This is a genomic window from Armatimonadota bacterium, from assembly GCA_028871815.1.
GTDB lineage: Bacteria > Armatimonadota > Chthonomonadetes > Chthonomonadales > Chthonomonadaceae > REEB205.
Window position 1 is genome coordinate 34,992 of the sequence record JAGWMJ010000002.1, and the last position, 26,158, is coordinate 61,149.

Annotated in this window: 18 protein-coding genes; 17 read left to right on the forward strand and 1 reads right to left on the reverse strand. The window is 62.5% G+C overall.

Features of this window, described 5'->3' with window-relative positions:
• The first annotated feature begins 111 nt into the window (after positions 1-111).
• A complete protein-coding gene (locus tag KGJ62_03145; GenBank protein MDE2125561.1) occupies positions 112-1,473 on the forward strand; it encodes a Gfo/Idh/MocA family oxidoreductase in 1,362 nt (453 codons plus the stop codon).
• 140 nt (positions 1,474-1,613) lie between these two features.
• On the opposite strand, the gene KGJ62_03150 is transcribed toward KGJ62_03145, so the two are convergent.
• Positions 1,614-2,963 carry a hypothetical protein gene (locus KGJ62_03150; protein ID MDE2125562.1) on the reverse strand — a complete coding sequence of 450 codons (1,350 nt, stop codon included), beginning with the start codon at positions 2,961-2,963 and terminating at the stop codon, positions 1,614-1,616.
• A gap of 320 nt (positions 2,964-3,283) precedes the next feature.
• On the opposite strand from KGJ62_03150, the gene KGJ62_03155 reads away from it, so the two are divergent.
• The 16 genes from KGJ62_03155 (at position 3,284) to KGJ62_03230 (ending at position 26,081) form a co-directional block, all read left to right on the forward strand.
• Positions 3,284-4,243: an aldo/keto reductase family protein gene (locus KGJ62_03155; protein MDE2125563.1), complete on the forward strand. Its 960-nt coding sequence runs from the start codon at positions 3,284-3,286 to the stop codon at positions 4,241-4,243.
• 9 nt (positions 4,244-4,252) lie between these two features.
• Positions 4,253-5,359 (forward strand): hypothetical protein, encoded by a 1,107-nt coding sequence (locus KGJ62_03160; GenBank protein ID MDE2125564.1) that lies wholly within the window; start codon positions 4,253-4,255, stop codon positions 5,357-5,359.
• A gap of 101 nt (positions 5,360-5,460) precedes the next feature.
• Positions 5,461-6,738 carry a beta-lactamase family protein gene (locus KGJ62_03165; protein MDE2125565.1) on the forward strand — a complete coding sequence of 426 codons (1,278 nt, stop codon included), beginning with the start codon at positions 5,461-5,463 and terminating at the stop codon, positions 6,736-6,738.
• Positions 6,739-6,947: 209 nt separating this feature from the next.
• Entirely contained in the window at positions 6,948-9,479 is a 2,532-nt protein-coding gene (locus KGJ62_03170) for a DUF1549 domain-containing protein (GenBank protein MDE2125566.1), read from the forward strand.
• A gap of 23 nt (positions 9,480-9,502) precedes the next feature.
• Entirely contained in the window at positions 9,503-10,825 is a 1,323-nt protein-coding gene (locus tag KGJ62_03175) for a DUF1501 domain-containing protein (protein ID MDE2125567.1), read from the forward strand.
• Between the two features lie 11 nt (positions 10,826-10,836).
• Positions 10,837-12,474 (forward strand): hypothetical protein, encoded by a 1,638-nt coding sequence (locus KGJ62_03180; GenBank protein MDE2125568.1) that lies wholly within the window; start codon positions 10,837-10,839, stop codon positions 12,472-12,474.
• Positions 12,471-14,627 (forward strand): hypothetical protein, encoded by a 2,157-nt coding sequence (locus KGJ62_03185; protein MDE2125569.1) that lies wholly within the window; start codon positions 12,471-12,473, stop codon positions 14,625-14,627. The genes KGJ62_03180 and KGJ62_03185 overlap by 4 nt, the downstream gene beginning before the upstream one ends.
• 34 nt (positions 14,628-14,661) lie before the next feature.
• On the forward strand, positions 14,662-15,669 hold the full coding sequence (locus KGJ62_03190; protein ID MDE2125570.1) for an RHS repeat-associated core domain-containing protein: 1,008 nt from the start codon (positions 14,662-14,664) through the stop codon (positions 15,667-15,669).
• 91 nt (positions 15,670-15,760) lie between these two features.
• On the forward strand, positions 15,761-16,501 hold the full coding sequence (locus tag KGJ62_03195) for a hypothetical protein (GenBank protein ID MDE2125571.1): 741 nt from the start codon (positions 15,761-15,763) through the stop codon (positions 16,499-16,501).
• Positions 16,502-17,222: 721 nt separating this feature from the next.
• On the forward strand, positions 17,223-18,011 hold the full coding sequence (locus KGJ62_03200; GenBank protein MDE2125572.1) for a hypothetical protein: 789 nt from the start codon (positions 17,223-17,225) through the stop codon (positions 18,009-18,011).
• 326 nt (positions 18,012-18,337) lie between these two features.
• Positions 18,338-19,003 (forward strand): hypothetical protein, encoded by a 666-nt coding sequence (locus tag KGJ62_03205; GenBank protein MDE2125573.1) that lies wholly within the window; start codon positions 18,338-18,340, stop codon positions 19,001-19,003.
• Positions 18,970-19,710 carry an RHS repeat-associated core domain-containing protein gene (locus tag KGJ62_03210; protein ID MDE2125574.1) on the forward strand — a complete coding sequence of 247 codons (741 nt, stop codon included), beginning with the start codon at positions 18,970-18,972 and terminating at the stop codon, positions 19,708-19,710. The genes KGJ62_03205 and KGJ62_03210 overlap by 34 nt, the downstream gene beginning before the upstream one ends.
• An 85-nt stretch (positions 19,711-19,795) precedes the next feature.
• Entirely contained in the window at positions 19,796-20,635 is an 840-nt protein-coding gene (locus KGJ62_03215; GenBank protein ID MDE2125575.1) for an ankyrin repeat domain-containing protein, read from the forward strand.
• Positions 20,632-21,324, forward strand: coding sequence for a hypothetical protein (locus tag KGJ62_03220; GenBank protein MDE2125576.1), 693 nt, complete (start codon positions 20,632-20,634; stop codon positions 21,322-21,324). Before KGJ62_03215 ends, KGJ62_03220 begins: the two co-directional genes overlap by 4 nt.
• A gap of 309 nt (positions 21,325-21,633) precedes the next feature.
• The gene (locus KGJ62_03225) at positions 21,634-22,740 is read left to right on the forward strand and encodes a hypothetical protein (protein MDE2125577.1); all 1,107 of its coding nucleotides are present in this window, start codon (positions 21,634-21,636) and stop codon (positions 22,738-22,740) included.
• Between the two features lie 1,064 nt (positions 22,741-23,804).
• Entirely contained in the window at positions 23,805-26,081 is a 2,277-nt protein-coding gene (locus KGJ62_03230; protein ID MDE2125578.1) for a bifunctional (p)ppGpp synthetase/guanosine-3',5'-bis(diphosphate) 3'-pyrophosphohydrolase, read from the forward strand.
• The last annotated feature ends 77 nt before the right edge of the window (positions 26,082-26,158 follow it).

The following is a 26,158-nucleotide window of genomic DNA, read 5'->3' on the forward strand; positions in this document are numbered from 1 at the left end:
AGTTTCGACGCCGCCCCAAACGCGCCTCGGAGGAGCCGGGAGCCTTAGCGTCTAAATCAGAGACGGTCAGGCAGAACGCACGCCGTATTGTGTGGCAGGTTCTACAGAATTATGAAAAAGCTTGGCGCCATAAACCGGCGCGATCTGCTAGTTGGCGCTACGGCCGCTTTGGCCGGCGCCGGGGCTTCAACGGCCGCCGGAGCCACCGAGACCCATATCCATCCCTCAGCGAGGAGCTCTAAAGTGTCTGTTGCACCCGGTGATATTATCAATCTGGGAATTGTCGGCGTGGCTGGACGCGGTACGAGCCACCTGCACTGGTTCGGACAGCACCCGGACGTCCGGTTTGTTGCTGTGTGCGACGTCTACGAAGAGCACCGGAACGCCGCCGCCGCGTACATCACCTCCAAAACCGGCGCTCCAAAGCTCTATAGCGACTTCCGCAGGATGATGGAGGACAAGGACGTGGACGCCGTCATCGTATCCACGCCACCGCACTGGCATCCGCTGGTGACGCTTGCCGCATTGGAAGCCGGCAAGGATGTCTATTGCGAAAAGCCGATGTGCCGCTACCCGAATGAAGGGCGCGCCATGCTGGAGCTTGCGCTGCGCCACAGGCGGGTAACCCAGGTCGGAACGCAGATTCACGCGACCGCCAACTACCACAAATGTGTGGATGTCGTCCGTTCGGGCAAGCTCGGCGCCATCACCGCTGTGCGAAACTTCTGCACGATGGATGACAATTCGGAAGGTCTGGATCACCCGCCGAATGCAACGCCGCTCGAGGGTCTGGATTGGAACTTCTGGCTTGGGCCGGCGCCCGAGGTACCGTTCAACATGGGCCGCTTCCGCGACGGAATGCATCGGTACTTCAAGGACTATGTCGACAGCTGGCTGCACGAACTGGGGCCACACATTGTGGACCTTCCGTTCTGGGCGTTGAAGTTGGGGCACCCTCTGGCGGTCTCGGCCTCCGGCGGACGATTTGCCACCGACAGTATCGCCGACGTGCCCGACACACTCGACGTGCTGTGGGAGTATCCCGAGTTTAACGTTACGTGGACGTTGATGCAACAGAATGCCTACTACTTTGGCGTTGGTGGCGCCGGCGGCGGGCGGCGTCTGGGCATTACATTCCACGGCAAGGAGCGCACGCTGGTAGCCAACTACGACCTGTGCGATGTATTTGACAAGAACGGCGCTCCCGTCACCGATACCTATGCAAAGTCGGTGCCAGACTCCCCCGGGCACGAGCGTGAGTTTCTCAACGCGATCAAGTCACGCGAGGAGTGCTCCTGCAGTTTTCGGCGGCACCTCCCGATGCACGTGGCGATGAACCTGGCGCACAGCTCCTACCGGCTTGGCCGCAAGCTTCACTGGGATGCCGAAAAGTGGGAAGTTACCGGCGACCGGGAGGCCACGCAGCTGTTGACGCCGCCCTATCGCCCGCCCTGGAAGCTGCCGGCCGCGTAGCCGCGGAACCGGCGCCTCAGTTGCCGGCGCAGCGGTCCGTCTGCCGGGCGCGAAGCATCGCGAACCCCGGTTACGGCTCTGCAGCGCGGCGGCGGGTGCTGCGATCTACCGTCACATCCGCCGTCGCGCGTGCCCTGCGGCTACGGCTCAACCACTACGTGTGCATACCGTCGCCAGCCACCAAAGGTCGCCTTAAGCGTTACGTTCGTTGCCGTGGTAACGCTCGAGGTGCTCGCCGTGAATGAGGCGCTCGTGTCACCGGAGTATACGATGACGCTGGTGGAGTATACGCCCGCGCCAAAGTTCAACTTGGAGTTGTAGGTGCTCACCGTGACGCTCATGTCAAATGGCGCCGGAGCGTCCAGCGTTATCGTTCCGCCAATCGTCGATCCGCCAACCACCGTGGACGAATCCATGGTGAGCGAACTGACGATTACCGGGATGGCGAGAAATGCCGCCTCCTTTTGCTGGTAGTAACCGTAACCCACAATGGCGCCGTAATCGTTTAGCCCGCTCGCCGACACCAGTCGCCACCCGCTGTTGTTTTCCACCAGTGAGTTCAGGTCGGTCATCGTCCCTGCCGTTGGGTTGGTGATGTCGCCCGACCAGAGAAACGCCCGCGCACCCGACCGGCCAACTACAAGTCCGCTTGCAGAGTTGATTGCAAAGGCCTGGCCGGTTGTTGTATGCGGGAGATGGCCGAGCGGGCCGTATGGCGTTCCGGTGATGCCATTCCATGCAAACGCCTCATAGGCGTCCGCAGCCGTCTCGTAAGCGAAGCCGATGACATCGTTGGCGTCGTCCAGTCCTGTCCCGTCGTAAGAGGCATACGTATTCCCTCCAAACGTTCCACCAGCAAGAGGAACAGGGGGCTGGGCGTCAAAAATGGGAAGGCACCAGGCCGCCGGGAAACCGCACGAAGCCCCATATGCGGAATTGACGGCATTGGGGCTGTAAGCTGAAGAGCCGGTAAATTGACCGCCGCTGGCGAACTCAAGAGCTGCGTAGCTCGTGTTACTGGTTGAAAGAGTCCCAACGGCGTCACCGAAGTAATCAATAGCGCTGAACCCCGAGCCGTAGGTGCCGGTGCCGGCCAGGTCGGTTGTTTTCGTATAGGTGGTGCCCAGGTAGGTATTGGGGCTCCATATCGTAGCGTTACCGGCAAAGCCGTCCGTTGCGTTCCAGCCGGCCCCCGCGATTTGCCCCAGGCCGTTGATGCCGTACGCGAACGTGGATGTGCTTGAGTCGAACGGAAACGACGGAACCCCGGGCATCCAGAGGAACCCTCGATCGTTACCACCGCCGATATAGATACCGACCACCTGGTAATCGTCGTTCACTGAATAGGCTTGGGCCTCAGCTGTGCCAACCGGGTTTACGTTGATAACCGAGTAGAGCGGCGGTGGCGATGTTTGCGCAAGCGCAGGCGGCCTCGGCGCGGCAACGGCAAAAGCAATCGCCGCAAGGGCGATCGGAAGCTGCAATCTCATGATCAGTCAGGTCCTTTCACCGGCACGCGCGCGCCGGGCGTTCCAGTGTAGTAATTCCGCACCGAATGCAGAGGGAGCACAGCACTGAGATCGGATGCTCAGGACGCTGCTGCCGAACAAAGATGCTCAAGCTGGCCGCCGCCACCAGTTCACCATGCAAGCCATACAATCCTGCCTCTCGTCGGATAATTGCCTTCGCACACCGGTACGGGCTGTCGCTCCGACATCGGCTGCCAAACAGTTGCTGCCGGCGCGGGTACCATAGTCCCAGCTCCGCGCAGGCGACGGGCTAGAGAGAGCGGATCACGAGGAGTTGTTGAATGGAGTACAGGCGACTGGGCAGTTCCGGGCTTGAAGTCTCCGAGGTATGCCTGGGCAGTTGGCTCACCTATGGCGCGGCGGTGGAGACCGGCACGGCGCATGCCTGCATGACCCGCGCCTGGGAGCTCGGCATCAATTTTTTTGATACGGCAAACGTCTACGCCCGGGGCGAGGCGGAGAAATCGGTCGGCGCCGCGATACGGAACTGGCCCCGCGATCAGATTGTTGTCGCCACCAAGGTCTTCTTTCCGATGAGTGATGGGCCTCTGCCAAACAACCGTGGCCTTTCACGGAAGCACATCTTCGAACAGTGCGAGCGCAGCCTCAAACGGCTGGGCCTCGATTACATCGACCTCTATCAGTGTCACCGGTACGATACCGGGACGCCGCTGGAGGAGACCCTTCGAGCGCTGGACGACCTGGTGCGCCAGGGAAAGGTTCTCTACACCGGATTCAGTATGTGGTCGCCCGCCCAAATTGCGCGCGCTGTGGAGATGCAGCGCAGCGCCGGGCTGCATCCCTTTATATCCAGCCAGCCTTACTACAACATGCTGGGGCGTGAGATCGAGCGCGAGGTCGTTCCCGTCTGTGATGCCGCGGGCATCGGCCAGATCGTCTTCTCGCCGCTGGCGCAGGGAGTGCTTACCGGCAAGTACCGCAAAGGTCAACCGCCGCCCGCCGGCAGCCGTGCGACGGACGAGCGGCAGAATATGTTCTTCAACCCCGGCATGCTCTCGGACGAAACGCTTGGCAAGGTGGAAGAGCTTGGGAAGATCGCAAAGAGCCTGGACCTTTCGATGGCTCAGCTGGCGTTGGCGTGGTGTCTGCGCCTCAGCAGCGTCAGCAGCGTCATCATCGGCGCCAGTCGCCCAGAGCAGGTGGAAGACAACGCCGGAGCCGCCGGCAGGAAGCTCTCCGCCGACGCTCAGGAAGCCATCGAGAACGTGCTCACCGGCTAGATTGCTCAGTTGTCGATCGTAACGTTATCCCAGCTGTGCGGCCAGCAGACGGCCATCGCGTCGCTGCGGAGCGCACTGGTGCACCAGGGTGCCGCCGGTTCGTGGCTTCTCACCGGCGAAAGCGGGAGTGGCAAGCGGGCGTTGGCGCTTGCATTTGCCATGGCGTGCTGTTGCACCAACCCGGTCGCCGCGCCGCCCGATGCCTGTGGCGAATGCGCTGCCTGCCTCAAAACTGCCGCCGGTGAAAACCCCGAGGTTTCAGTGCTCACGCCTGCCGGCGAAACGTTTCTGATCGGCCAGTTCTGGGACCGTGATTCGCGCGGAGATCCCGGCGCGATAGCGCGCAACATCCACTTCGCGCCCAACCTGGGCAGAATGCGCGTCTACATCCTGGATGGTGCGGAACGGATGTCGCCGGCCGCGGCGAACTCGCTGCTCAAAGTCTTGGAAGAGCCGCCGGACTATGCAATCTTCATGCTGCTGGCAACGCACGCCTCACGGGTTCTTCCTACCATCGTCTCACGATGCCGATCCATCCGTCTGCATCCGGCGCCGATAGACGAATTGGCGGAGTACATCGTACAACGACACCAGATACCGCCGGCCGAGGCGCGGCGATGCGCACGCGTCTCGCACGGACTGGTCGGCGCCGCTATCAGCCTTGCCGTCAACCCGGGCGTTCGCGAAGAGATCGATCGGGTGATGGCCTTTGCGGTCACGCTCCCCTCGGCGCCACCAGTGCGCGCGCTCCGAGTTGGCGAACAGATACGCAAGCTGGCGCAGCAGATGAAGCTGGCGGGCGCAGCAGAACCGGCGGAGGTGGAGGAGCCGTCAAAAGAACGCGCGTCGCGGCGTCAGTGTGGGGCAGTTATCGATCTGCTGGCGGCAACTTATTCCGACTTGCTGCACCTCTCTGTTCGCGGCGATGCCGATCTTGATGCAGTCGGAGGCTCAGATGAACTGCGCGCGGCCGCTCGCGGCAGCAATCCGCGGCGCTGGATGCGCTGCATGGATTCGCTTGTGACGGCCAAATGCAGGATCGAGGCGGGCGCAAATATCGCCCTGGTTACGGACGTGCTGGCGATGGAGCTGCTCACGGTGGAAGCGCGCGCGTGACCGGCTATGGCGCCGGTATTTCACCGGTCCAGCGGCGCGGTCCTTTGCAGCGAAAGTGTCAAGTCGATACCGTTTGTCGGTGAGTTGAGGAGTACCGTTTTATGAAGCCAATCAGCAGCTTACCAATCTCCCGCCGGTCGCTGCTCACTGGGACTGCCGCACTCGCAGCTTTGCCGTCCGCCGCACAGAGCACGTCCATGGTAACCACCGGCGCTCATAACCCCGCTCTCGATAGCTTCGACCGCACGATGATCAGCTTCATGCGCAAGCGCTCGATTCCCGGCGGACAGCTGGCTGTGACGCGGTACGGCCGGCTCGTCTATGCCCGCGGATACGGCTTTGCCGATTTGGAGCGTCGTACACCGGTTCAGCCGCAGTCGCTGTTTCGGATCGCCAGCATTACCAAACCCTTTACAGCCGTGGCCATCATGACGCTGGTTCAGGATCCACGATTTCGCCTCCGCCTGGATGATCCCGCATTCCCAATGATCCCGCTGAACCGCAAGGTCGCGGATCCGCGCCTCAACACGATCACCATCCGTCAGCTTCTCCACCACACAGGGGGTTTCGACCGGGATAAATCGGGCGACCCCATGTTCCGCCCGTTGGAGATCGCTGCGGCGGAGGGAACGCCCGCGCCGGCGGACCAGTGGGCGATCATCCGCTGGATGGCGGGCCGCCCGCTCGATTTTGATCCTGGAACGCGCTTCGCGTACTCCAACTTCGGCTACTGCGTACTGGGCCGCGTCATCGAAGCCGTGACCGCGATGCGCTATGTGGACTACGTCAGCAAGTTTGTGCTGCAACCTATGGCCGTCCGGGGCATGCGGATGGGCCGGACGCGTTTGCCGGATCGTGCCCGTGGTGAAGTCCGTTACTACCAGCCCAACGCCCGTCCGGTCCCATCGATATTCCCACAAGACCATGGAGAGCTGGTCAGCGTATGCTATGGCGCCTGGAACCTCGAGGCGATGGATTCGCACGGCGCTTGGCTCGCATCGGCTCCCGCTCTAGTGCGGTTCGCCGCCCAGCTCGACTTTCCTTCGCAGCCGCCGTTGCTCGCCCCGCACACTGCCGCCACGCTTTACGAGCCGCCGGCCGCGCCGATAAAACCGGAGGGCGGCGCCTGGTATGGCTGTGGCTGGGAAGTCCGGCCTGTGGGCGATCGCGGTAAGGCCAACACCTGGCACAACGGCTCGCTGGATGGAACCAACACGTGGCTGGTGCGACGCTGGGATGGGCTGGCATGGGCCGCGCTGTTCAATCAGCGTGATACTGGCAACGGCCTCTCAGATGGCGAAATCGACGCCAATCTTCACCCAGCGGCTGACGCCGTTACGCACTGGCCCGACTACGATCTGTTTCAGACAGGCCGGTGAAGGACGGCATTGCGGCTGCCATCCCGGTGTCTGGCGGCGCGCGCCAAGTGCCATTGTGCATCGTGCGGCTGCGTTGTTGCCCATCTGGATGTTACCGGCGGGCAGCGCAACAAAACTCTTGCACTTTCCGTCTAACCGGCTTATAATACGCTGGTTGATCGTTCTTCCGCGCGCGCTGCGGGCGCCACCGCCCGGGTTCGGGGTTCGGCATGAACCTTTCGGCAAGATCGCAAATTGGGCCACTGGCGCTTGCAGCTCTGCTGGCCGTTCCCGCTGGGGCGTTGGCCGGGCCGGCCCGGCCTGCCAAAGTGCGCCGGGCCGCTCATCCGCGGTCGGCAATCCTTTCCATCACCGCTGTACCGGCCACAATCGCGCTAACCGGGCCGCGGGCCGATGCGCACTATATCGTCATGGCGCGGCTGGGTACCGGCGCACTTTTGGACGTCACCTCCCGGGCCAGGCCGTTGTTCCAGGGCAAGGCTGTTGCCGGCATCAGCTCAACGACGGCGGGCTTGCTGACGCCGATCCGCGATGGCGTCTCCACGCTTGTGCTAAAACTTGGCGCGCACACGGCCCATGTGCGCGTCACTGTTACCGGCGCCACCGCCAACACACCCGTGAGCTTTAGTAACGAGGTTGAGCCCGTACTCACACGCATCGGCTGCAACCAGGGCGCCTGTCATGGCGCGCAATTCGGACAGTCGGGCTTCAAACTATCGCTCTTCGGTACCGACCACTATCTGGATTACGACTCGATCACCCGCCAGGCGCGCGGGCGGCGAGTGAGCCTTACGCAGCCGGACCAGAGTCTCATTCTTCTCAAGCCGACGATGACCGTTCCGCACGGAGGCGGGCGGAGGCTTATCCCCGGATCGTCCGACTACAAGCTGGTGGCGCAGTGGATCCGTGAGGGAGCGCCGCCGCCGCTGCCGACGGATCCGGACGTCGAATCGCTGACCGTGCTGCCGGCGCAGCGACTCTTCACCCTACCCATGCAGCAGCAGCATCTGGTGGTGCTAGCCCGCTACACGGATGGTACGGTGCGCGATGTTACAGATCAGGCGGTTTTTACGTCGCTCAACGACGCCATTGCATCGTGCTCGCCATCGGCCGTGGTTACCGCTGCAGGACGTGGCCAAACCGCCGTGATGGTGCGCTATGGAGGCCAGGCCGCTGTAACAACCTGCATGCTTCCATACAGTTCCTCCCGCATTGCAGCGCGCCAGACCTTTCCTCCGGACGATTTCATCGACCGCCTCGCAGCGCAGAAGCAGGCGGAACTCGGCCTTGTGCCGTCACCGCTATGCAGCGACCGTACGTTTATCCGGCGCGTTTCGTTCGATCTCATCGGCACTGCGCCCCGCCAAAGCGAAGTTGCGGCGTTCGTTGCCGATCCGCGTCCCGATAAGAGGTCGCGCCTGATCGACTCCCTTTTGAGGCGACCGGAATACGCGGACTACTGGGTGGTGAAGTGGGGCGACCTCCTGCGGTGCAATCGCACCACACTGGGCGTGAAGGGCATGTGGAGTTTCCACAACTGGATCCATCGCCAGCTTGCCAAAAACGTGCCGATGGATCAGTTTGTCCGATCGATGCTCCTCGCGCAGGGCAGCACATATACCGATGGTCCCGCCAACTTCTACCGCGTCTCCACCGATCCCGAGTCGTGCGCCGAAACCACCTCTCAGGTCTTTCTTGGCGTTCGTCTGCAGTGCGCACGCTGTCACCACCACCCGTTTGAGAAGTGGAGTCAGGACGATTACTATCAGTTCTCGGCCTTCTTTGCCCGTGTTGGGCGCAAAGGCAGCGCAGACTTTGGCATTTTCGGAAACGACCAGGTGATCAAGGTCGATGACCACGGGCAGGTGCGCAATCCTGCCGATGGCAAAGTGATGGAGCCCGAGGCGCTTGGCGTGGTCACCGCCGCGCTGCCGGATGGCAAAATGCCCGATCCGGATTCCGGTGGCGACCGAAGAGTAGCGTTGGCCAACTGGGTTACCAGCCCCACAAATCCACTGCTGGCGCGAAACCTGGCGAACCGATATTGGGCATACATGATGGGCCAGGGACTGGTAAATCCAATCGATGACCAGCGCACCACCAACCCTCCCAGCAATCCGGCGCTCCTGAATGCCCTGGCCGGCTACCTCGTCAGCCACAACTTCAACATCAAGGCGCTTCTGCGCGTCATCTGCAACTCGGAAGCATACCAGCGCAGTTCTCAGGCTACTGTCGCAAACAGTGGAGATAGTACTTTCTACACCCACTACGTACCAAAGCGCCTGCCTGCAGAGCCGCTTCTGGACGCCGTCGATTACGCGTGCGGATCCACCGAACACTTTCCGACGCTGCCATCGGGTATGCGCGCCATCGATCTTCCCGACCCCAATATCAGTAGCGACTTTCTGGATGTGTTTGGTCGCCCGCAACGCGTCATCGCCTGCGAATGCGAGCGGAACGTGGATCCCAACCTCTCGCAGGCTCTTACCCTGATGAACGGCGACGTAGTGAACCGTAAGGTGGAGGCCAGAAATGGTCGCATCCCGGGGCTGATCCGCGAAGGCGCTTCCGACAACGACATACTTAACCAGCTGTATCAGGCTGCGCTCGCCCGTCCGCCGACTGCGCGCGAACGTGATATCGCGCTCGGCTTCGTGGCATTTTCACCCGACCGCCAGGGAGTGTTTCAGGATATCCTGCTCTCCCTGCTCAACAGCAAGGAGTTCCTGTTCAATCACTGAACCGGGAAACGGAGGTTGCCGTCATGTTTGATATAGAGCTGGGCCGACACATCGACTGCGACGGTGTTTCACGCCGCGACTTTCTGAGGGTAGGCGCCATTTCGGCGTTTGGACTTACATTGCCGGCTGTTTTGCAAGCCGGTGCTTCCGCAGCGCCCGGTCCAGGCAAATCGGCGCGCGATACCGCCTGCATTCTGCTATGGATGGGCGGCGGTCCCAGCCATATGGATACATTCGATCCAAAGCCGGACGCGCCGGTTCAATACCGCGGAGCGTTCGGTGCGATCAATACGAATGTCAAAGGCATTCAGATCACAGAACACCTGCCGAAGCTGGCGCAGCAAGCTGACAAATTCTCGATCCTTCGGTCGGTTACCTCAAACGACGGCAACCACGAGACGGCAACGGAGTATCTGCTGAGCGGTTACCCCTTCAGCCCGGCCATCGATTATCCGGCATACGGATCGGTGATCGCGCGCGAAAAGGGGTCGCAGCAGGACCTGCCGCCTTACGTGCTCTTCGGCGGTCTGCCGTTCAATCACGGTGGCGCCGGATATATTGGCGGACAGTACAACCCGTTTATGATCAACGGCGACCCGGCCAATAAGTACTTCAAGGTTGAAAACATCACGCCGCCCAGCGGAGTGGATCAGGCTCGTATGGATCGCCGCCACAGCCTGGCCATGGCGCTGGACGACTGGCAGCGGAACAAGGAGACCGCGGCGCCCGCTGTTCGCACCATGGATGTGTTTGACGAGAAGGCCTACGCACTCATCACGTCGCCAGCAGCGAAAAAGGCCTTCAACCTGCAGGCAGAATCGCCGGATCTCCGCGCGAAATACGGCCATACGCAGTTCGGGCAGTCGTGCCTGCTCGCGCGGCGGCTGGTGGAATCGGGCGTACGGTGCGTCACGGTGAACTACGGCGGTTGGGACACGCACCAGAACAACTTCGAGTCGCTTAAGAATGGTCTGCTTCCAACGCTGGATATGGGCTATTCGGCGCTGCTTCAGGATCTCCACGATCGCGGCATGCTCGACTCCACGGTGGTGCTGTGGATGGGCGAGTTTGGAAGGACGCCGCAGGTGAATGGCGCGGCCGGCCGCGATCACTGGCCTGGCGTCCTCAGCGTCTGTCTGGGCGGAGGTGGCGCGCGCACGGGGCAGGTGGTCGGCGCCTCCAGCAAACTGGGCGAAACTCCCGATGTCCGCCCGATTCGCGTGGAAGATGTCGCTGCTACCATCTACAAGCTGATGGGCGTCGATTTCCAGAAACAGTACATGTCGCCGCAGCAGAGGCCCATCGCCATCAACTACGGTGGCACGCCGATTTCCGAACTCTGCTGACGTCGCCGCGTATGAAAGCTGGGGCCCTTCGCGGTGCGGCTGTGGCGGCGCTGTTCGCCGCAGCCGCGCCGGCCCGCGCAGTGGCGCCGCCGACGTACGCACACGACATCCTTCCGATCCTGCGCTCGCGGTGCATCGTATGCCATAGCGCGACCAACGTCGGCAGCGCCGCTATCTCCGGTGGACTGGCGCTCGATTCGTACGCCGCGGTGCGCAACGGCGTACATGGCGAACCGATTCTCAAGCCCGGCGCAAGTGGCGCCAGCGTGATCATCAAACGCCTCACGGCCATCTCTCCGTCGCTGCTTATGCCCCGCGGCGGACCCCCGCTGAGCAAGGCGCGAATTGCGCTGTTTCGCCGCTGGATTGATGCAGGAGCGCCGGAGGGATCGGTCACCGCCAGCGGAACCGTGCCGGCGACCGTGCCTGCCGCCATGCCGTCGCCGGCTGACGTTGCGATTGTCTCGGTGCCGACACAACTTGCAGGCCCTGTGCAGCCTGGGACACCACCTCGTCGCGCAGCGGTTTCGCTGAGCCTCAAAGTCGGACCGCTTTCGCCGGTAACCGCGCTGGCAATCAACCCTTCCGGTAAGCTGCTGGCAGTCGGGGTCTGGCGGGCCGTGGAAGTATGGAATCTGGATACCGGAAGCGTCGCAACGCCAATCACCATGATGCCCGGCCAGGTGGAGTCCTTGGCCTGGAACAGCGCCGGCACGGCTCTGGCCGTTGCCGGCGGCACAACCGCGAGGTCGGGGCAGGTAACCGTGTTCGACACCACCTCATGGCGTCAGCTCGGTCCAACGCTGGCTGGTGACACCGATATCTGCACCAGCGTTGCATTCAGCCCCGATGGCGCGACGATTGGCGCCGGAAGTCACGACAAGACAGCACGATTATGGGCCTGGCCATCCGGCCGGCTGATCAAGGTGTTGAACGACGCATCGGATGCCGTTACACGGGTTGCATTCTCACCGCACGGCAAGTGGTTCTACACCGCCGGCTGGGATCGCACCGTCCGCCGGTACCGGATGCCGGCAGGAACGCTGGCAATGAGCTATGCCGGATCGCAGGATGCGATCCACGCTCTGGCCATCGACCCAAACGGAACCAGCCTGGTCAGCGGCAGTCGCGCCGACCTGCACTGGTGGCAGGTGACCAGCCCAGCCTCGAATGATCGCCGCTATGGCATGTCGGCTTCCGTTACCGACCTCAGCTTCAGCAGCAAAGGCGATCTGCTCGTCAGTTGTTCGCAGGATGGCGCAGTGCGCTTGTGGAACGGAAACTCGCGCAACGGACTGGCGAACCTCGCCTCCGGTTTGAACTGGCTCTATGCAGCAGCGGTAAGTCCAAACGGCGCCTGGGCAGCCGCCGGCGGGGAGGATGGTGTGGTAACGCTCATTAATCTTAAGCGGCGCGCAGTGGCGCTCTCACTGGCCTGTTGGCCGGCGCCGGCCACGGGTGTGGCGCAGTGGCTCGCCGCGACACCGCAGGGATGGTACGACGCTTCAGCCGGCTGGCGCCGGGATGTGCATCTCACCGTTGGCGCCACAACTGTAATACCGGAGGCATCGCTCTGCAGCCCGTCCGCGATCCACACCGCGTTTTCCGGTGCGCCGGTTCCCACCGCGCCACCGCTTCCACAACCATGAACCTGAGTCGATACTGCGTGCTTGCATTCAGCGCTGTCCTTGCCACGGCTTGGGCCGCCACCCCTCCCGCGGCCGCTCAAACGGCATTCCCGATGATATGGAGCGCCAATCCGGTTGGAGTCGCCCGCGGCGCCACACAGCTCGTAACCGTGGATGCCGGCGGTTCTGAGGGCGGAGGTGGTGTGAACCTGTGGGGAGCATACACCGTTTTGTTCAACGACCCAGGCGTTACGGCCACGATTGTGCCGCCGGCCGGGGGATGGCCGAAGCCGCCTGCGGCGCATCCCGATCAACTCCCGGTTGTCAGTTCCATCCAGATGCGCGTGACGGCTGCGAAGTCGGCATGGCCGGGTATGCACGAGTTTCGGATCGGCACGCCGCACAACGGCATCTCAACCGTAGGCGTTCTCATTATCGGCGATCTTCCGGATGTCCTGAGCCTTCCCACAAACCAGGATGCGGCGCATCCGCAGCGTATTCCCGTTCCCTGCGCTGTAGACGGCGTGCTGTCGCCTGCCGAAAGCACACATCACTTTGTTTTTCATGCGGAAGCCGGGCAGGAGCTGGTGTTCCATGTTGAGTGCGCCGAACTGGAAGACAAGATTCACGACCTGAACGTGCACGCCGATCCGCTGCTGCAGCTGCATAACGCTGCCGGCGATGAGATCGCCGAAAACGACGACTACTATGGCGCCGACTCGCTGCTGGCGTGGCACTGCGCGGCGGCAGGCGACTATACGTTGTGGCTGCGCGATGTAAGTTTCGGCGGCAACCCACACTGGCCGTACCGGCTCACTGTCTCGGATGGGCCGTACGTTACCGCCATGGATCCGTGCGCGGCGCCACCGGGCGCTGCGACGCAGATCCATGTATGGGGCTACAACCTCGGGCAACAGCCGGCCACGGCCACGGTGACGATTCCAAACGACGCGCCCCCCGGGGTGACGCACGTGGCGCTCCAGGTTGGTGGAGCGGTAACCAACGTGATCCCACTGCTGGTGTCGCGCGCGCCTCAGGTGGCTGTGATGCCCGCTCCCGAACCAGCCGGTAGCGTGGTAACCGCCGGATTCAATGCCGCGGAGCCGGCGCCACGCCAGTTTGCGGTGCCCGGAGCTGTAAACGCGGTACTCACCGAGAACGACGAGATCGATTCATGGCGCTTTCACGCTGTCAAAGGTGAAGCGCTTGGCTTCGAGGTTACCTCGCACCGACTCGATTCGCCGATGGATCCGGAGATGAAGATCCGAAACGTCAAGGGCGCGGTGCTGGCAGAGAATGACGACACCTTCGGCAAGGATCCGCGCATCGATTGGACAGCGCCGGCAGACGGCGAGTACACCGTACAGGTACGGGATATCAGTGGGCACTCCGGCCCGGCATACTTCTACAACCTGACTGCGGCCGCGCTCACGCCGGACTTCTCGCTCACCGCGCAGCCGGGGCGGGCCATGATCGCCCCCGGCAATCGCACCGCCTGGTTCGTCAAGATCGCGCGCAAATACGGCTTTGCCGGACCGGTGACCATCAATGTTACAGGGCTTCCCGCCGGCGTGACGGTTAACCCGCTTACGATCCCGCCTGGCGTGGATGAAGGCGAACTACTGCTCTCGGCAACCGCTTCATCCAAACCAGCTACTTCGCTGGTGACGATTACCGGCGCCGCGAGCCTTGGCGCTCCCACGCAGCGCGTGGTTACACGCACTGCGACGCCGCTGGAGGAGATCTACATGCCAGGCGGCGGACTTGGAGAGATGCCGGTGGACACGGAGGGCGTCTCCGTAACCGATGCCGGCGATGTGACCGTCTCGGCCGAACCATCGGCAATATCGCTGAAGCCGGGCGGTACCGCTCGCATCAACGTGACTATTGTTCGCGCGCAGGGCTTCATTAAGCCGGTATCGCTCCGGCTCGGCATCTCACACTCCGGCGCCGTCTACGCCGATCCGCTGCCGCCCGGCGTGGTCGTGGACCCTGGCGCCAGCAAGCTGCTGATCAACCCGAACGAGACCACCGGGACCATAACGCTGCGTGCGGGCGCCAATGCCATGCCCGTGCAAAACCTGCCGATATCCGTGCTTGCCACCGTAAGCATTAACTTTGTGATGCGCGTCTGGTACTGCTCGCCGTTGATTACCGTCACGGTTCAGAAGTAGTCCGTGGGACCGGGTGATTGCTCCCGAAAGCCGGATGACCGCGTACGGCACGGCGCTCACGGCTGGCTATACCATTGATGGCCTGCGAGCGTGGAAGACCAACTCCTCCGGAACCACGTACTTTCTCTACGACGGCATAACGCCGATCTGCGAAATCGACAGTACCGGTGCGGTCAGCGCGGTAAACACCTTCGGCCCCACCGGTCTGCTCTCACGCCGCGCAGGTACGTCAAGTATCTTCTACGCCTTCGATCCGCAGGGCAATCCGGCCGAAGAGGTCAACTCCATCGACACCCTCCTTGCCTCCTTCGCTTTCGACGCCTTCGGCAGCCGCTCCATCTCCGGTACGGCCACCGATCCGTACTCCGGCTTCGGAGCGCAATATGGGTACTATAGCGACACAGAAACCGGCCTGCAGCTGCTCGGCTACCGGTACTACGACCCGGCGCAGGGCCGGTTTGTAAACCGTGACCCCATCGGCATGGCCGGCGGGGTGAATGTTTATGGTTATGTGGGGAATGATGCGCCGGTCTTGGCGGACGGCCGGGGAACGCAGGCCGAGGATCTTGAGCCCGATGAGGACCTGGGCGGGGACGGCCCGGGAGCAGAGGATGGCGGTGGCGGGCTGGATTACGATCCGCGTCCTCGCTGGGCGGACCTGCCGGGCTACGACCCGCTTCACGAACTTTTCCCGAACCTTTTTCCTGATCCCCCGAAACGCCGGGAAGGGTGGCGACCGCCGTTCATACCGCGTCTGCCAGACGGTACAGTGCCCGACCCGAACGACCCTGACACACCGCCGTTTCCTGGCATGCACCGCGGCCAGCCGGACAAGGATGGGAAGGCGCCGCGCAGGTGGATAATCGAAAACCCGAACAACGGCGACAGGCTGACCTTGTTTCCCGATGGTGACGGCGGGTTTCACGCAGAGGAGCCCCACTGGGACGCCTGCTTCCGTATCGATGGCAATTGGTGGAAAGGCTGGATACTTCCGGACGGGGGATGGGTGTGGCACGAAGGCAGCTGGCGGCCGGATGAATAAGACTCGCCCGTGATGGGGCAAAAGCGCAAGGGATCCAGAGAATCGACCTCGCGGCAGGAAATGCGTGAGAGCTTGCTTGGAGTAGTGGCTAGTGGCGAGTGACTACAGCCAGGAACGTAGGCCGGTCTACAGACGTACGTTGGGATCGTTTGCGCTCGACTGGCTGGACGACGTTGCAGCCGAAAACGGGGGCGGCTGCGGGCTATTTCAAGATGCCCTGGAACGCGCTAGGGCGACGGCGGGAGGGGTTGCGATCTATCTATCCGTCGATGCGCTGCCAGCCTTGCCTTTCGCCGCAGTCAGTGAATTGACGCCGGCGCAATCCGTTGCTCGCACCCTGGAACGGCTGGATGCGGCTGCGCGGATCTTCCCGCGAGACAAGGGCGAACTCACGCTCCGACTCATGCGGGCACACTTACGTTCTCAGCGATCGAACGTGGTACTCGCATGCGTCGACGGTCCGCCGAGCGGCCCGCTGGGCAGCGAGCAGAGTCGAGCAAGTCGCTTGGTGCCCGTTTGGACCGGCCACCCATACTGGGTCTACGATGGCTGGTGGTACCCGGTGGGGCACAACGGCCTGACAGATCAACAGTTGTCCCAAATCGCCGAGTCGACGTGCTTTCCGTTCGGAACCTTCTGGGTGACTCGCAAGCCATCGACGGCTGTGTTACCCGAGGAGCGGCACGTTTCGGAGCTCATCGCAGAGGAGGCCGCATATCTTACCGATTCGTTGGTTGCAATCTATGCGGAGTGCTGCGACGCCTCCGGGCTGCTCGAGTGGCTCGCGCCCGGCGCTGCCCCGCCAGTGTACGATGGTGAGATCCTGGCCTGATAAACCGGGTGATCCCATCGGCATGGCCGGAGGGGTGAATGTGTATGGGTACGTGGGGAATGACGCGGGGAATCGGGCGGACTTGGCGGGCCTGGCCCGCGTCGATTGTGCAAAGCTGCTCGAGGAGAGAATGCAGACTGCGGAACTCGTGAACGACAGATTCCGGGATATGCTACATGATGAGCACGGCCTTTACCCTGGCAGCCCAAATAGACCAGGCAATATCATATCGTGGAAAGGACACCAGAAAGCGTTTCTTCAGGTACAGCAGAAGCTCGCGAAGTTGATCGCCCAATACATGCGCAACTGTAAACCGCCTCGTAATGAGCCATTGCCGGTTAAGGCCGGCGACGCTGTGCGTAAGCCGGCGCCGAAGTCGCCTACGTACATGCCGTGGGATCCACCGCTGCGTGACGAGACTCCGGAGGTCATCGGTATCCCTTTGATCGGCATCCTCAGTCCCGGACCTATCCTTGACATATGCGCAGCAGTTGCTAGGTTCCTCCTGCCCTCAGGTCCCACGGGCCCGGAGGTGGAATACCCGTACCCGTGGCAACCGCCCGGGCTGCCTGGGCGATCCCCGGTGCCGCAACCGTGACCCGGTCCACCAAGCGACAGCTAGTCGATATAGCTAAGCGAAGTAAGTACGCTATCTCGCCGCGAGCGGGTGCGGAAGACCGCGGCTGACAGGGACCTGGGAGCTTGGTGAAATCGTAAACGTATGAGCATCAAGGTTACATGTGTGGTCAATGTCTGCGCCACGGAAGCGGAGGCGGCGTCGTACGGGGGAGCGCGGGCACTAAGCCGCACTGTGTGTCTCCCGATCGCGCCGTTCCCTGGTATCTACATTGCATTTCAAACGGTTGCCACCCGCGGGAAAGCGGCGAGCCGCGCGCGTTCGCTCGATTCCATCGAGTTTGCCTTCCCATCGGTCGAGTTCTGCGTCGGCAGCGGCGCGTACTGCGTCAGTACAACGCTTAGGCCGGCTAGCCAGGCAGAATTTGACGCCGCGTGCCGAACTCTACAAGAGGGCTGTGGATTCGCGACTGGGGCCGCGCCGGAGTCGTCCGCGCTCCGCACAGCTTGCGGCCCGCCTGCGGTGGCTTTCGAGCTCGCCGTTCGTATTGACGAGGGCGACATCACCTTCGCGATTCTCCGATCGCCCATGGAACATCCGGAGATGCCGCAAATAGGCGAGAAGTGGTATTTCAGGCGCCAGTACGACTTGAACTGCCGTGCCGCAATGAACCGCCTTTCAAAGACCCCGGACGGGCGGTGGCGTCTGGGCTGGCACACGAGCAGCGCATTCTTCCGGCCGTACCGAGTCACCGCCTGGGCGAACCAGGAAGCGGTCCGCTACACAGCCGCCCAACGGTGCCCCGGTTCGGAAGCGGCAGCGGCGGTCGTGAGCGCGTGCAAACACTGCCTTGGCTTTGTTCCCATGGCAGCCGATGCCGCCGGGCATCGCGCGGCGCAATTGGCTGCGGGCGGCTGGCCGCCTGGTCCTTGATGGGCACGGTTTCGTTTGACCCAAGCTGCGACGCGGTATTGTCGAACCGGTCAGGGCGCCGGGGCGCGCTCCTGAACGCGCGATTTCGTTACTGAAGGCATGCCCGCTAACCGCGAAAAGAGGTATCGGTTCTATGACAGGTGACAGCGGTACCGGAGGCTTGTTCACGATAGACTGTGTGCAGACTTTGATCGCGACCGGGCGACGGGCCGGAGCGGATCGTCGAGCTGGGTTGCGAGGTACTGTCGCCGCTGCCACCGTGCGCGAACATGTTCGTGGAGTTCCGGCCGGTTTCGCGCCCGCCGCGTACAAGGCCGCCTAATAGCGTGCGACATCGCTTTGAGCTGTGCTTTCCCCACTTCAGTTACGACCCCGAAACCACCCGCCACTTTGCATTCACCGTACACTGCACGGAGAGCAATGACTATTACAATTCCTGGCGGCGGAGATATCGCGCATGTGGCTTTCGATACGACGGTGATGCCATTACGCCAGTATCCAGGGAGGGTGTCGGGCCTCCGTCCGTCATTCTGGAGGCGGTGGTGGCGTTTGGAGCGAGCCCAGAGCCGCTTGCCATCCTCTCGTTCGTCAACCCGACCGATGCAACGCCGCGCTTGGAGGTCACGTGGGCTGTCTCAGCTGGCCATGAACTTGCGCCGGCGGAGGTCGGGCTGCCGGATGCGAACGATACGCCCGCCTACCGCAAGGGGATATGGCTGACGGATGGGACCTTATACGCCCAGCCGGTTCGCACCACGATAAGCGCGGACGCCAGCTTTGTGCGGTACAGCGCCTCCCTTTGGTTCGACGGCCGAAGCCAGGCGGCGGCGGCAGCGCTGTCGCTCGATGCACACTTCGGGTTCGTCCCGCTCAATCCCCGTGAACTGGCACATCGATCAAAACAACTCGCAAATCACGCCTGGCCGCGCCAGTGGTACGACAAGGAAACGGCAACCTGGTGGCTGCCCAACAGCGTCCTTGTGCCGGCTTAGGCTCGCAATATGGGTACTATAGCGACAGCGAAACCGGCCTGCAGCTGCTGGGTTACCGGTACTACGATCCGGCAGAGGGCCGGTTTGTAAACCGTGACCCCATCGGCATGGCCGGCGGGGTGAATGTTTATGGTTATGTGGGGAATGATGCGGGGAATGGGGCGGATCCGGAAGGATTGGTCAGAATATGGCGGATTGGCAAGGGAACCATACCCAGCCATTTCGATATTCAGTTTAGCCCGCAGGATCCGTGGCCTGGTAACCCGTTGGGCGGCGACTGGCACAAAGCGTTCGACCCGATTGCGAGGATTATTGGTATATCGATGCCCGAACCAACGCCGCCCTCCTTCGGATTTTGGCCCGGGAATGGAAGGTGGCTTCCGCTCCTTTGGGGCAAAGGTCAAGTCGAGTCGCCGGATCCGGACGCGCCAGCTAACCCGGACGGCCCACAAAAAGGTAACACGCCAGTTACGCCCGAAGTCCACGACCCCGGGTTCTGCATGCGGCTCTACGGCGAGTGCGTGGGCCAGATGAGGAACCCGCCGCCGTATTCGTTCATCTACCTGCCGGGAGGAGGCAATTGCGGTGATTGGGCTGCGCGAATGTGGCGCGGGGCAAAGCTGACCCCGCCGCCCGTGCCGCGCCCGTGGTGGGTGAACCTGCTGCCGATAACCATCCGCCCTCGCGGCGGCGGTATGATCTGTTGACCGCCGCGAAAACCATCGCTGAGCCTGTCGGCGCCGCTTCCGTCTGCCTTACATCCCAGTGACTCTCAGGGCAAGGATTACGAGTGTGCTCTCCAGATGGCAGGTGACGACGCTCGGTATCGCGGTATGCCTGGTCACAGGATTTGTTGCCCTCGTAGTCTGTCGTGCGGCCAGCGACGTCTCGCTTGATTTGGCAATTGCAACAGGGGCGACAGGCGACGTGCGGGCGGATCTGGCGGCCCGCTCGTCCTTCGGTCTTGTCTGGCTGCCGTTTGATAGGGATTGGCCAGCGGAAGCTGCCCGCCGCGGCCAGCCTCAGATTGCGCTGCTGTTGCTCGCCCACGGCGGAAGCGCCGGCGATGCCTTGGAAGCTGCGGCACAATACGGCAAATGGCCGGTTGCGGCCGCGGTCCTTGCCACGCGATATCGGATAGAGCGGAGTGCGCTTCGATTCTGCCTCTGGCGCGCCATGGCCGCCCGACGCCACGACATCGTATCAGCGCTGCTTGGCCGCGGCCTTCCAGCAGACACCGCCCAATCTGGCGAGCCGGCGATTTGCGCGGCCGCGTTTATAGGCGATACGGAGTCCATCAAGCTGCTCCACAAATATGGTGCGTCGGCCAGCAGCGTGACCCGCAGCGGCGAGTCCGCACTGATGGCCTGCACGGCAGGCTCCGTTTCCGAGAGCTTTGGCGTGAGCGCCCAGAACCAGATTGCCGCGGCGCGCCTGCTGTTGTCGCTGGGAGCGTCGGCAGCAGCGCGTGATCGATCCGGCCATACGGCGCTGCAGCGCGCCCTCCGTCAGTATGGCGCCGCGCCAGGTATGGGCGCTGCTAAAGAAGCGCCATCGGAATTCCTGCAGCCGAGGCGCGCCGCCGAATACGCCGGTTGGAAGCGGCACAGAGCGAAGCGCGGTGACGGATGAATCGCGACAGAAACGCGCAGATTCGGCGTGCCTTTCGCGTTCGGTCGCGCGCCATGCGGCTATGTCTGGGGCTGGCAGCGTCAGCATTCGCCGTCTGGGGTTGGCGGGAGTACGCGACGGCAGAGCTGATCGTTGCCGCTGATTCAGGAGACGCCGGCAGCGCCCGTCGCTGGCTTGCTGCGGGCGCCAACGTCAACGGGACCTGTTTTCTTTTGGATGACCAGACCCCGATCGAACATGCGGCTTTCGCCGATCACCCAGGGGTCGCGCGCGTACTGCTGGCCCGTGGCGCGGACTCAACTACGGGCTTGGAGTGGGCACGGGACGGGTCTTGGGCGGTCATAGTTGCGATACTCCTTCACGGCCGTCGGGTGTCCGTAGACGCGTTGAACCGATGCATGTGGGCAGCGATCCGGGCCGGCGCCGGCGGTGTGGTGTGCCTGGCGATTATTGACGGAGCGAACGTCAATGACGTTTCGAAGGACGCCTACGATCAGAGCGACGATGGGTTTACGCCACTGGGTATCGCGATCAATACAGGTGATGCAGGCCTCGCGCGATTCCTGGCGCAGCACGGGGCAACCGTGACACCAGCCGAACGTGCGCCGCTCGAGGCGCTGCTGAAAGCTGCGTCCAACGAGCAAGCCGCTATGGTGAGGCTGCTTGCGCGCCACGGTCCGGCTAAGTGAGCTTGCAGCGCAAACGGATGGTTTTCGGTGGTCATTAACGCGTGCCTAACCTCGGGAGCCGCGGCGCGTTTTTTATTCATCCCGGTTTGCCGAGCGGCCCTGCCCTGCAGCCCGGTGCTCGCGGCAGCAAGGGGTGCATAATGTTGCCAAAAGCCGTTATGCAGCCGTTCGGCCGGCGCGAAAAGCGCCACGGGCACTGGGGCCTCTACCCGACGGATACCGGTCTCTATGTGGAGTAAGCCGTTTGCGTCCACGCCATTTCGCTGGCTGCCGTTGCATTACGGTCCGCGCCGCGGGATGCTCGCCTCAGTGAAGTGTATAGCTATGGTTGCACTACTTCTAACGATCGCCACACAACGTCCTTGCGCGTTGACGCTCAACGGTGCGCCGGACCACGGCGATTTGGTCGTCGAGAAGGTCATCGCGCCCGGCCCATCGGGGAGTGCCGTTGGGTTCCTGAGCGATGGCGCGCTTCTGATCGACGGCTACCGGCCCACCGGAGGCGGCAGCGACATCCTGATTCGTTACAGCCTGTCCAACTGGCATGTCGTTCGAGTAGCCGCGATGCCGGATAGCCGGCGGTTCCGCGATGCCGCAGTAACGGATGTTGAGCCCGGAGCGGGCCAGCCCCGGCTGCTCCTGAACTGGGGACCCGCCAACACGCCCCTGGAAACCGCCGTTACAAAGCAGTCCGGGCAGATCGTGGCGACGATGACGTGGCGGCAGTTTCAAGCTGCGGTTCCCGGCGGTGACGCGAATGATTGGTATTGGTGCGGCCCCGGGATGGTGGTGGCGATCGATGGCGATACGGGCGACATGCCTCACGCACATCTCTTTCGAGTCGGCCCAGCTGGCGGATTCCGGTTCGTGGGTGACGATAGGCTGCCGCGCTGGCTGGACCTGAACTGGCAGGTCCGGGCGTTCGGCCGTGGCCTCTTGTACGTAGACGCGCCCCAGCCGGACTCGTCGCCGCCGACGGTCCACATGGCCCAGGTTTTCGTGGGGGCAGAAATGCGCCTGCGCCGTCTTGCGCTGAAGGTGCCCGACGGTCGGTTTTGCGAGAGCGCTGACGGTGCGGCATCCCCCGATGGACGATGGGTCGCGTGCTGGAATTACGACATCTACGCTCACCGACATTACATTCTGGTGTTTAACGCCGGCACCGGTGTCCGGGTCGCCTCCATCGAGCTGCCGCTGAATCCCCAAACCTGCGTCTGGTCCCCAGATTGCAGACGGCTTGCCGTCACCGCACTCGTGCCACCGAGCCAATCGCCTGGCGGGGGCAAAAACGGGTCGTTTGCCGAGAATTTCACGGGCCGCAGCGGACCGGGCGTCCCGAGGATATACGTGCTGCGCCTTCGGGTCCCAGGATCGCTGCGCCGGCACCGCGGAGGTCGTACGCACGGGCACGGATAGTCGATCCGCCCTCCGCATTCAGGCGGCAGGATCAATTCTCAGCGCCTCTTTTGAACCGTGTGGCTTGGCCCGCTGATGTATGCCTGGTGAGCGACAGTCGCTGCTGACGGCTGGTAAGCCGCTCGCTCCACCTCCGGAAAGGCATCCGATCCGCACTCCCGGTCTGGGCCGGAATCTGCGACCGTAGCGGCGCGAGACTCGGCTGAAGCTCCTTAATCTCAGGTACGACGGCCCGCACCTGGGCGGCTTGTACACCACTATCCCATCGGCATGGCTTGAGAGGTGAATGGTTATGCGCACGTGGGCCATGATGCGCGGAATTGAGCGGATCCGGACGGCCCTCCAGCAGAGTTTACACGGGTGGTATGTGCGCGACTTCGAGGTATGCGGAGTGACACTCCTGGCAGTCTACTTCGTCGTGCCGGGCCGCGAGTTCCCTGGTCCGCCAGCGGCGGCCGACCTCCACCGGCCTGATCGGCTGGCTGGTACTGTCCAGGGCAGCCGGGGCATTTGACTACCATCGCCGGCCGGTGCGCATCTGGTTTCCTGGCCGCATCTGTCCGAAAGATCTGCTCCCTCCTGGGTACGTCGTCTACAACACCTCGCCCGTCCGCCCCCGGGCCGCCTGGCCCGCCTATGGATCGGCTGCAAGCTCAACGGTCGTGCAGTCCGCTGGTTCCATGGCCGGAACGAAGAGGCTTACCCGGTAGTACCTGCAGCCCAGGCGATCGCTGCCGCCGCTCGCCGCGCGGCGCGTACCACCGGCTGTGCCGTCGAATGCAAACTCGTTACGCCGTGAAACGCAACATTATCAGGAGCCGATACTTCTCTCTAGTTGTAACACCTCACATCGCGCGGCGCGGCGCGGGTCAGCGGCGGGGGCGGATCACCGGATGGGTAGCGTACTTCTAGGTATAATCCATATCCACTTCTACAAAAGCCCTCAATCGGGAAAGTCATCGCGTCGATTCGGGCATGACGCGGCGTCGCGGCCGGCCTGGGCTTTGGGGAGTCTGGCGATGACAGGCGAGGCTACGACGATCTCTGCCGAGGATTGGGCTGCGATGGATGCCGACCGTCCGGATACCTGCAAGCCGGATGAGCTTTTTGGGCGCGTCATCGCCGATGTCCTCCGGTACAGGCCTGCGGCCAACATTGACCTGCTGCGGCGGGCTTATGCTTTTGCACGAAGCCAGCACGGCGATTCTCCGCGTAAGAGCGGCGAACTCTTCATCATGCACCCGCTGCATGTTGCCCAAATCCTCGCCGAACTGGAGATGGATGAGGTAACGCTTGCTGCAGGGCTGCTGCACGACGTGGTTGAGGACTGTCAGGTAACCAAGCAGCAGATCGCCTCGGAGTTTGGCGCGGAAGTCGGCTTCCTGGTCGAAGGTCTTACCAACTTGCCCATGAAGGGTGTGGATGCCGGAAAGCCCGAAGACACCGCCCGTGACGAGGACGAACCGGTAGTAGCGGCCGCGGGCGAACGGAGACGATGGCGGGAAGAGGTGCAGCGCAACGCCCTCAATATCCGCAAAATGCTGGTTGCTACCGCCAACGATCTCCGGGTGATCGTGATCAAGCTTGCAGATCGCCTGCACAACATGCGCACTTTGGATGCACTTCCGCATCATCGCCAGTTGCGGATGGCCAATGAAACATTACAGATATTCGCTCCGTTGGCGCATCGACTCGGCATCTGGCAGCTCAAGTGGCAGTTGGAAGATTTGGCTTTCAAGTACGTTGAGCCGGAGGAGTTCGCCCGTGTTGCCGAACTCGTCGCTGAGAATCGGGCGCAGCGCCAGGCCGACGTGAATCAGGCGATCAGCATCCTGCAGGCTAGTCTGCAAGAGCAGGCAATGCAAGCCGAGGTGCGCGGACGCCCGAAGCATCTCTACAGCATCTACAACAAGATGAAGAATCAGGGTCTTGAGTTTGACCAGCTCTTCGACCTTACCGCGTTGCGCGTGATTGTCAATACGCGACAGGAGTGTTACCAGGCGCTTGGCATTGTCAGCGACATCTGGCGTCCACTTCCCGGCATGTTCAGCGATTACATCACGAACGCAAAAAGCAATATGTACCAATCGCTCCACATCAAGGTGCTTGGACCTAAGGGAGCCCCGCTGGAGGTACAGATTCGCACGTGGGAGATGCACCGGGTTGCCGAGTTTGGCATTGCCGCCCACTGGCAGTACAAGGAGGGCGGCAAAGTAAACGACAAGTTCGAGCGCCGGCTTGCCGCGCTTCGCAACCAGCTTGCACAGTGGCAGGATGACAGCCGCGATCACGGCGACTTTCTGCGAAACGTTACCGATGACCTCTTCACAGCGCAGATATTTGTCTACAGCCCGAAGGGTGACGTGATCGACCTGCCGGCAGGCAGTACGCCAATTGACTTTGCGTACCGCATCCATAGTGAGGTTGGCCAGCATTGCGTAGGCGCGCGCGTCAATGGCCGGGTTGTACCGCTCTCCAGCCAGCTCAGCAATATGGATAACGTGGAGATCATGACGCGCTCGAACGCCGTTCCCAGCCGGGACTGGATGGCGTTTGTAAAAACGTCGCACGCACGCGTCAAAATCCGAAGTTACTTCCGGCGCCTGAACCATGCCGAGAATGTGGCGCGTGGTCGAGAGATGCTGCAAAAGGAGATGGCCAACCTTACGGAGCGCGATGCACGGGCATTTGGCGACGAGCCGCGTGCGCTCCTCAAGGACGAGAGTCTGCGCGCCGTTGCACGGCTCTTCAACACGCCAAACGAAACCGAACTTCTGGCCTCGATCGGTTTCGGTACAATATCGCCGCAGAGCGTCCTCAACCGGCTCAAGCCACAGGCCGATCTTCAGCCGCGCCTGCAGATCGGTGGCAGGCGCTCCGACGATGCCCGGCTGCGCATCACGGTTGGAGGCGACAGCGCCGACAACGTGGAGATTCGTCGCTCACGCTGCTGCCTGCCCATCCCAGGCGATGCCGTTATCGGCTATGTAACCCGCGGCCGCGGCCTTGCGCTTCATCGCCGCGAGTGCTCAAATGCCAGCCAGTACCTGCAGCACGAAGCCGAGCGCTGTACGCCGGTTGAGTATCTCGGCCACGAGAACCAGGTGTTCCAGGTGGTGCTGCGTGTGGATATGGGCGATCGAACCGGAATCATCGCCGATATTGGTTTTATCTTTGCAGAGCTAAAGACCAACATCACGGCGATAAACACGCAAAGCCATCGGAACCGCACAGCCACATTGACGCTGTCGATCGAAGTACGGGATACCGATCACCTCGCGCGGATTATCGACCGTCTGCGCCTGATGCACGACGTGATCAGCATCAGCCGTTCCGCCTGAACTGCCGGCAGGCAGGGATTCCCTCAGCGGCCGGCCAAACTGCGCACCGGCGGTTAGTGGCATGCCCGCCGCACTTC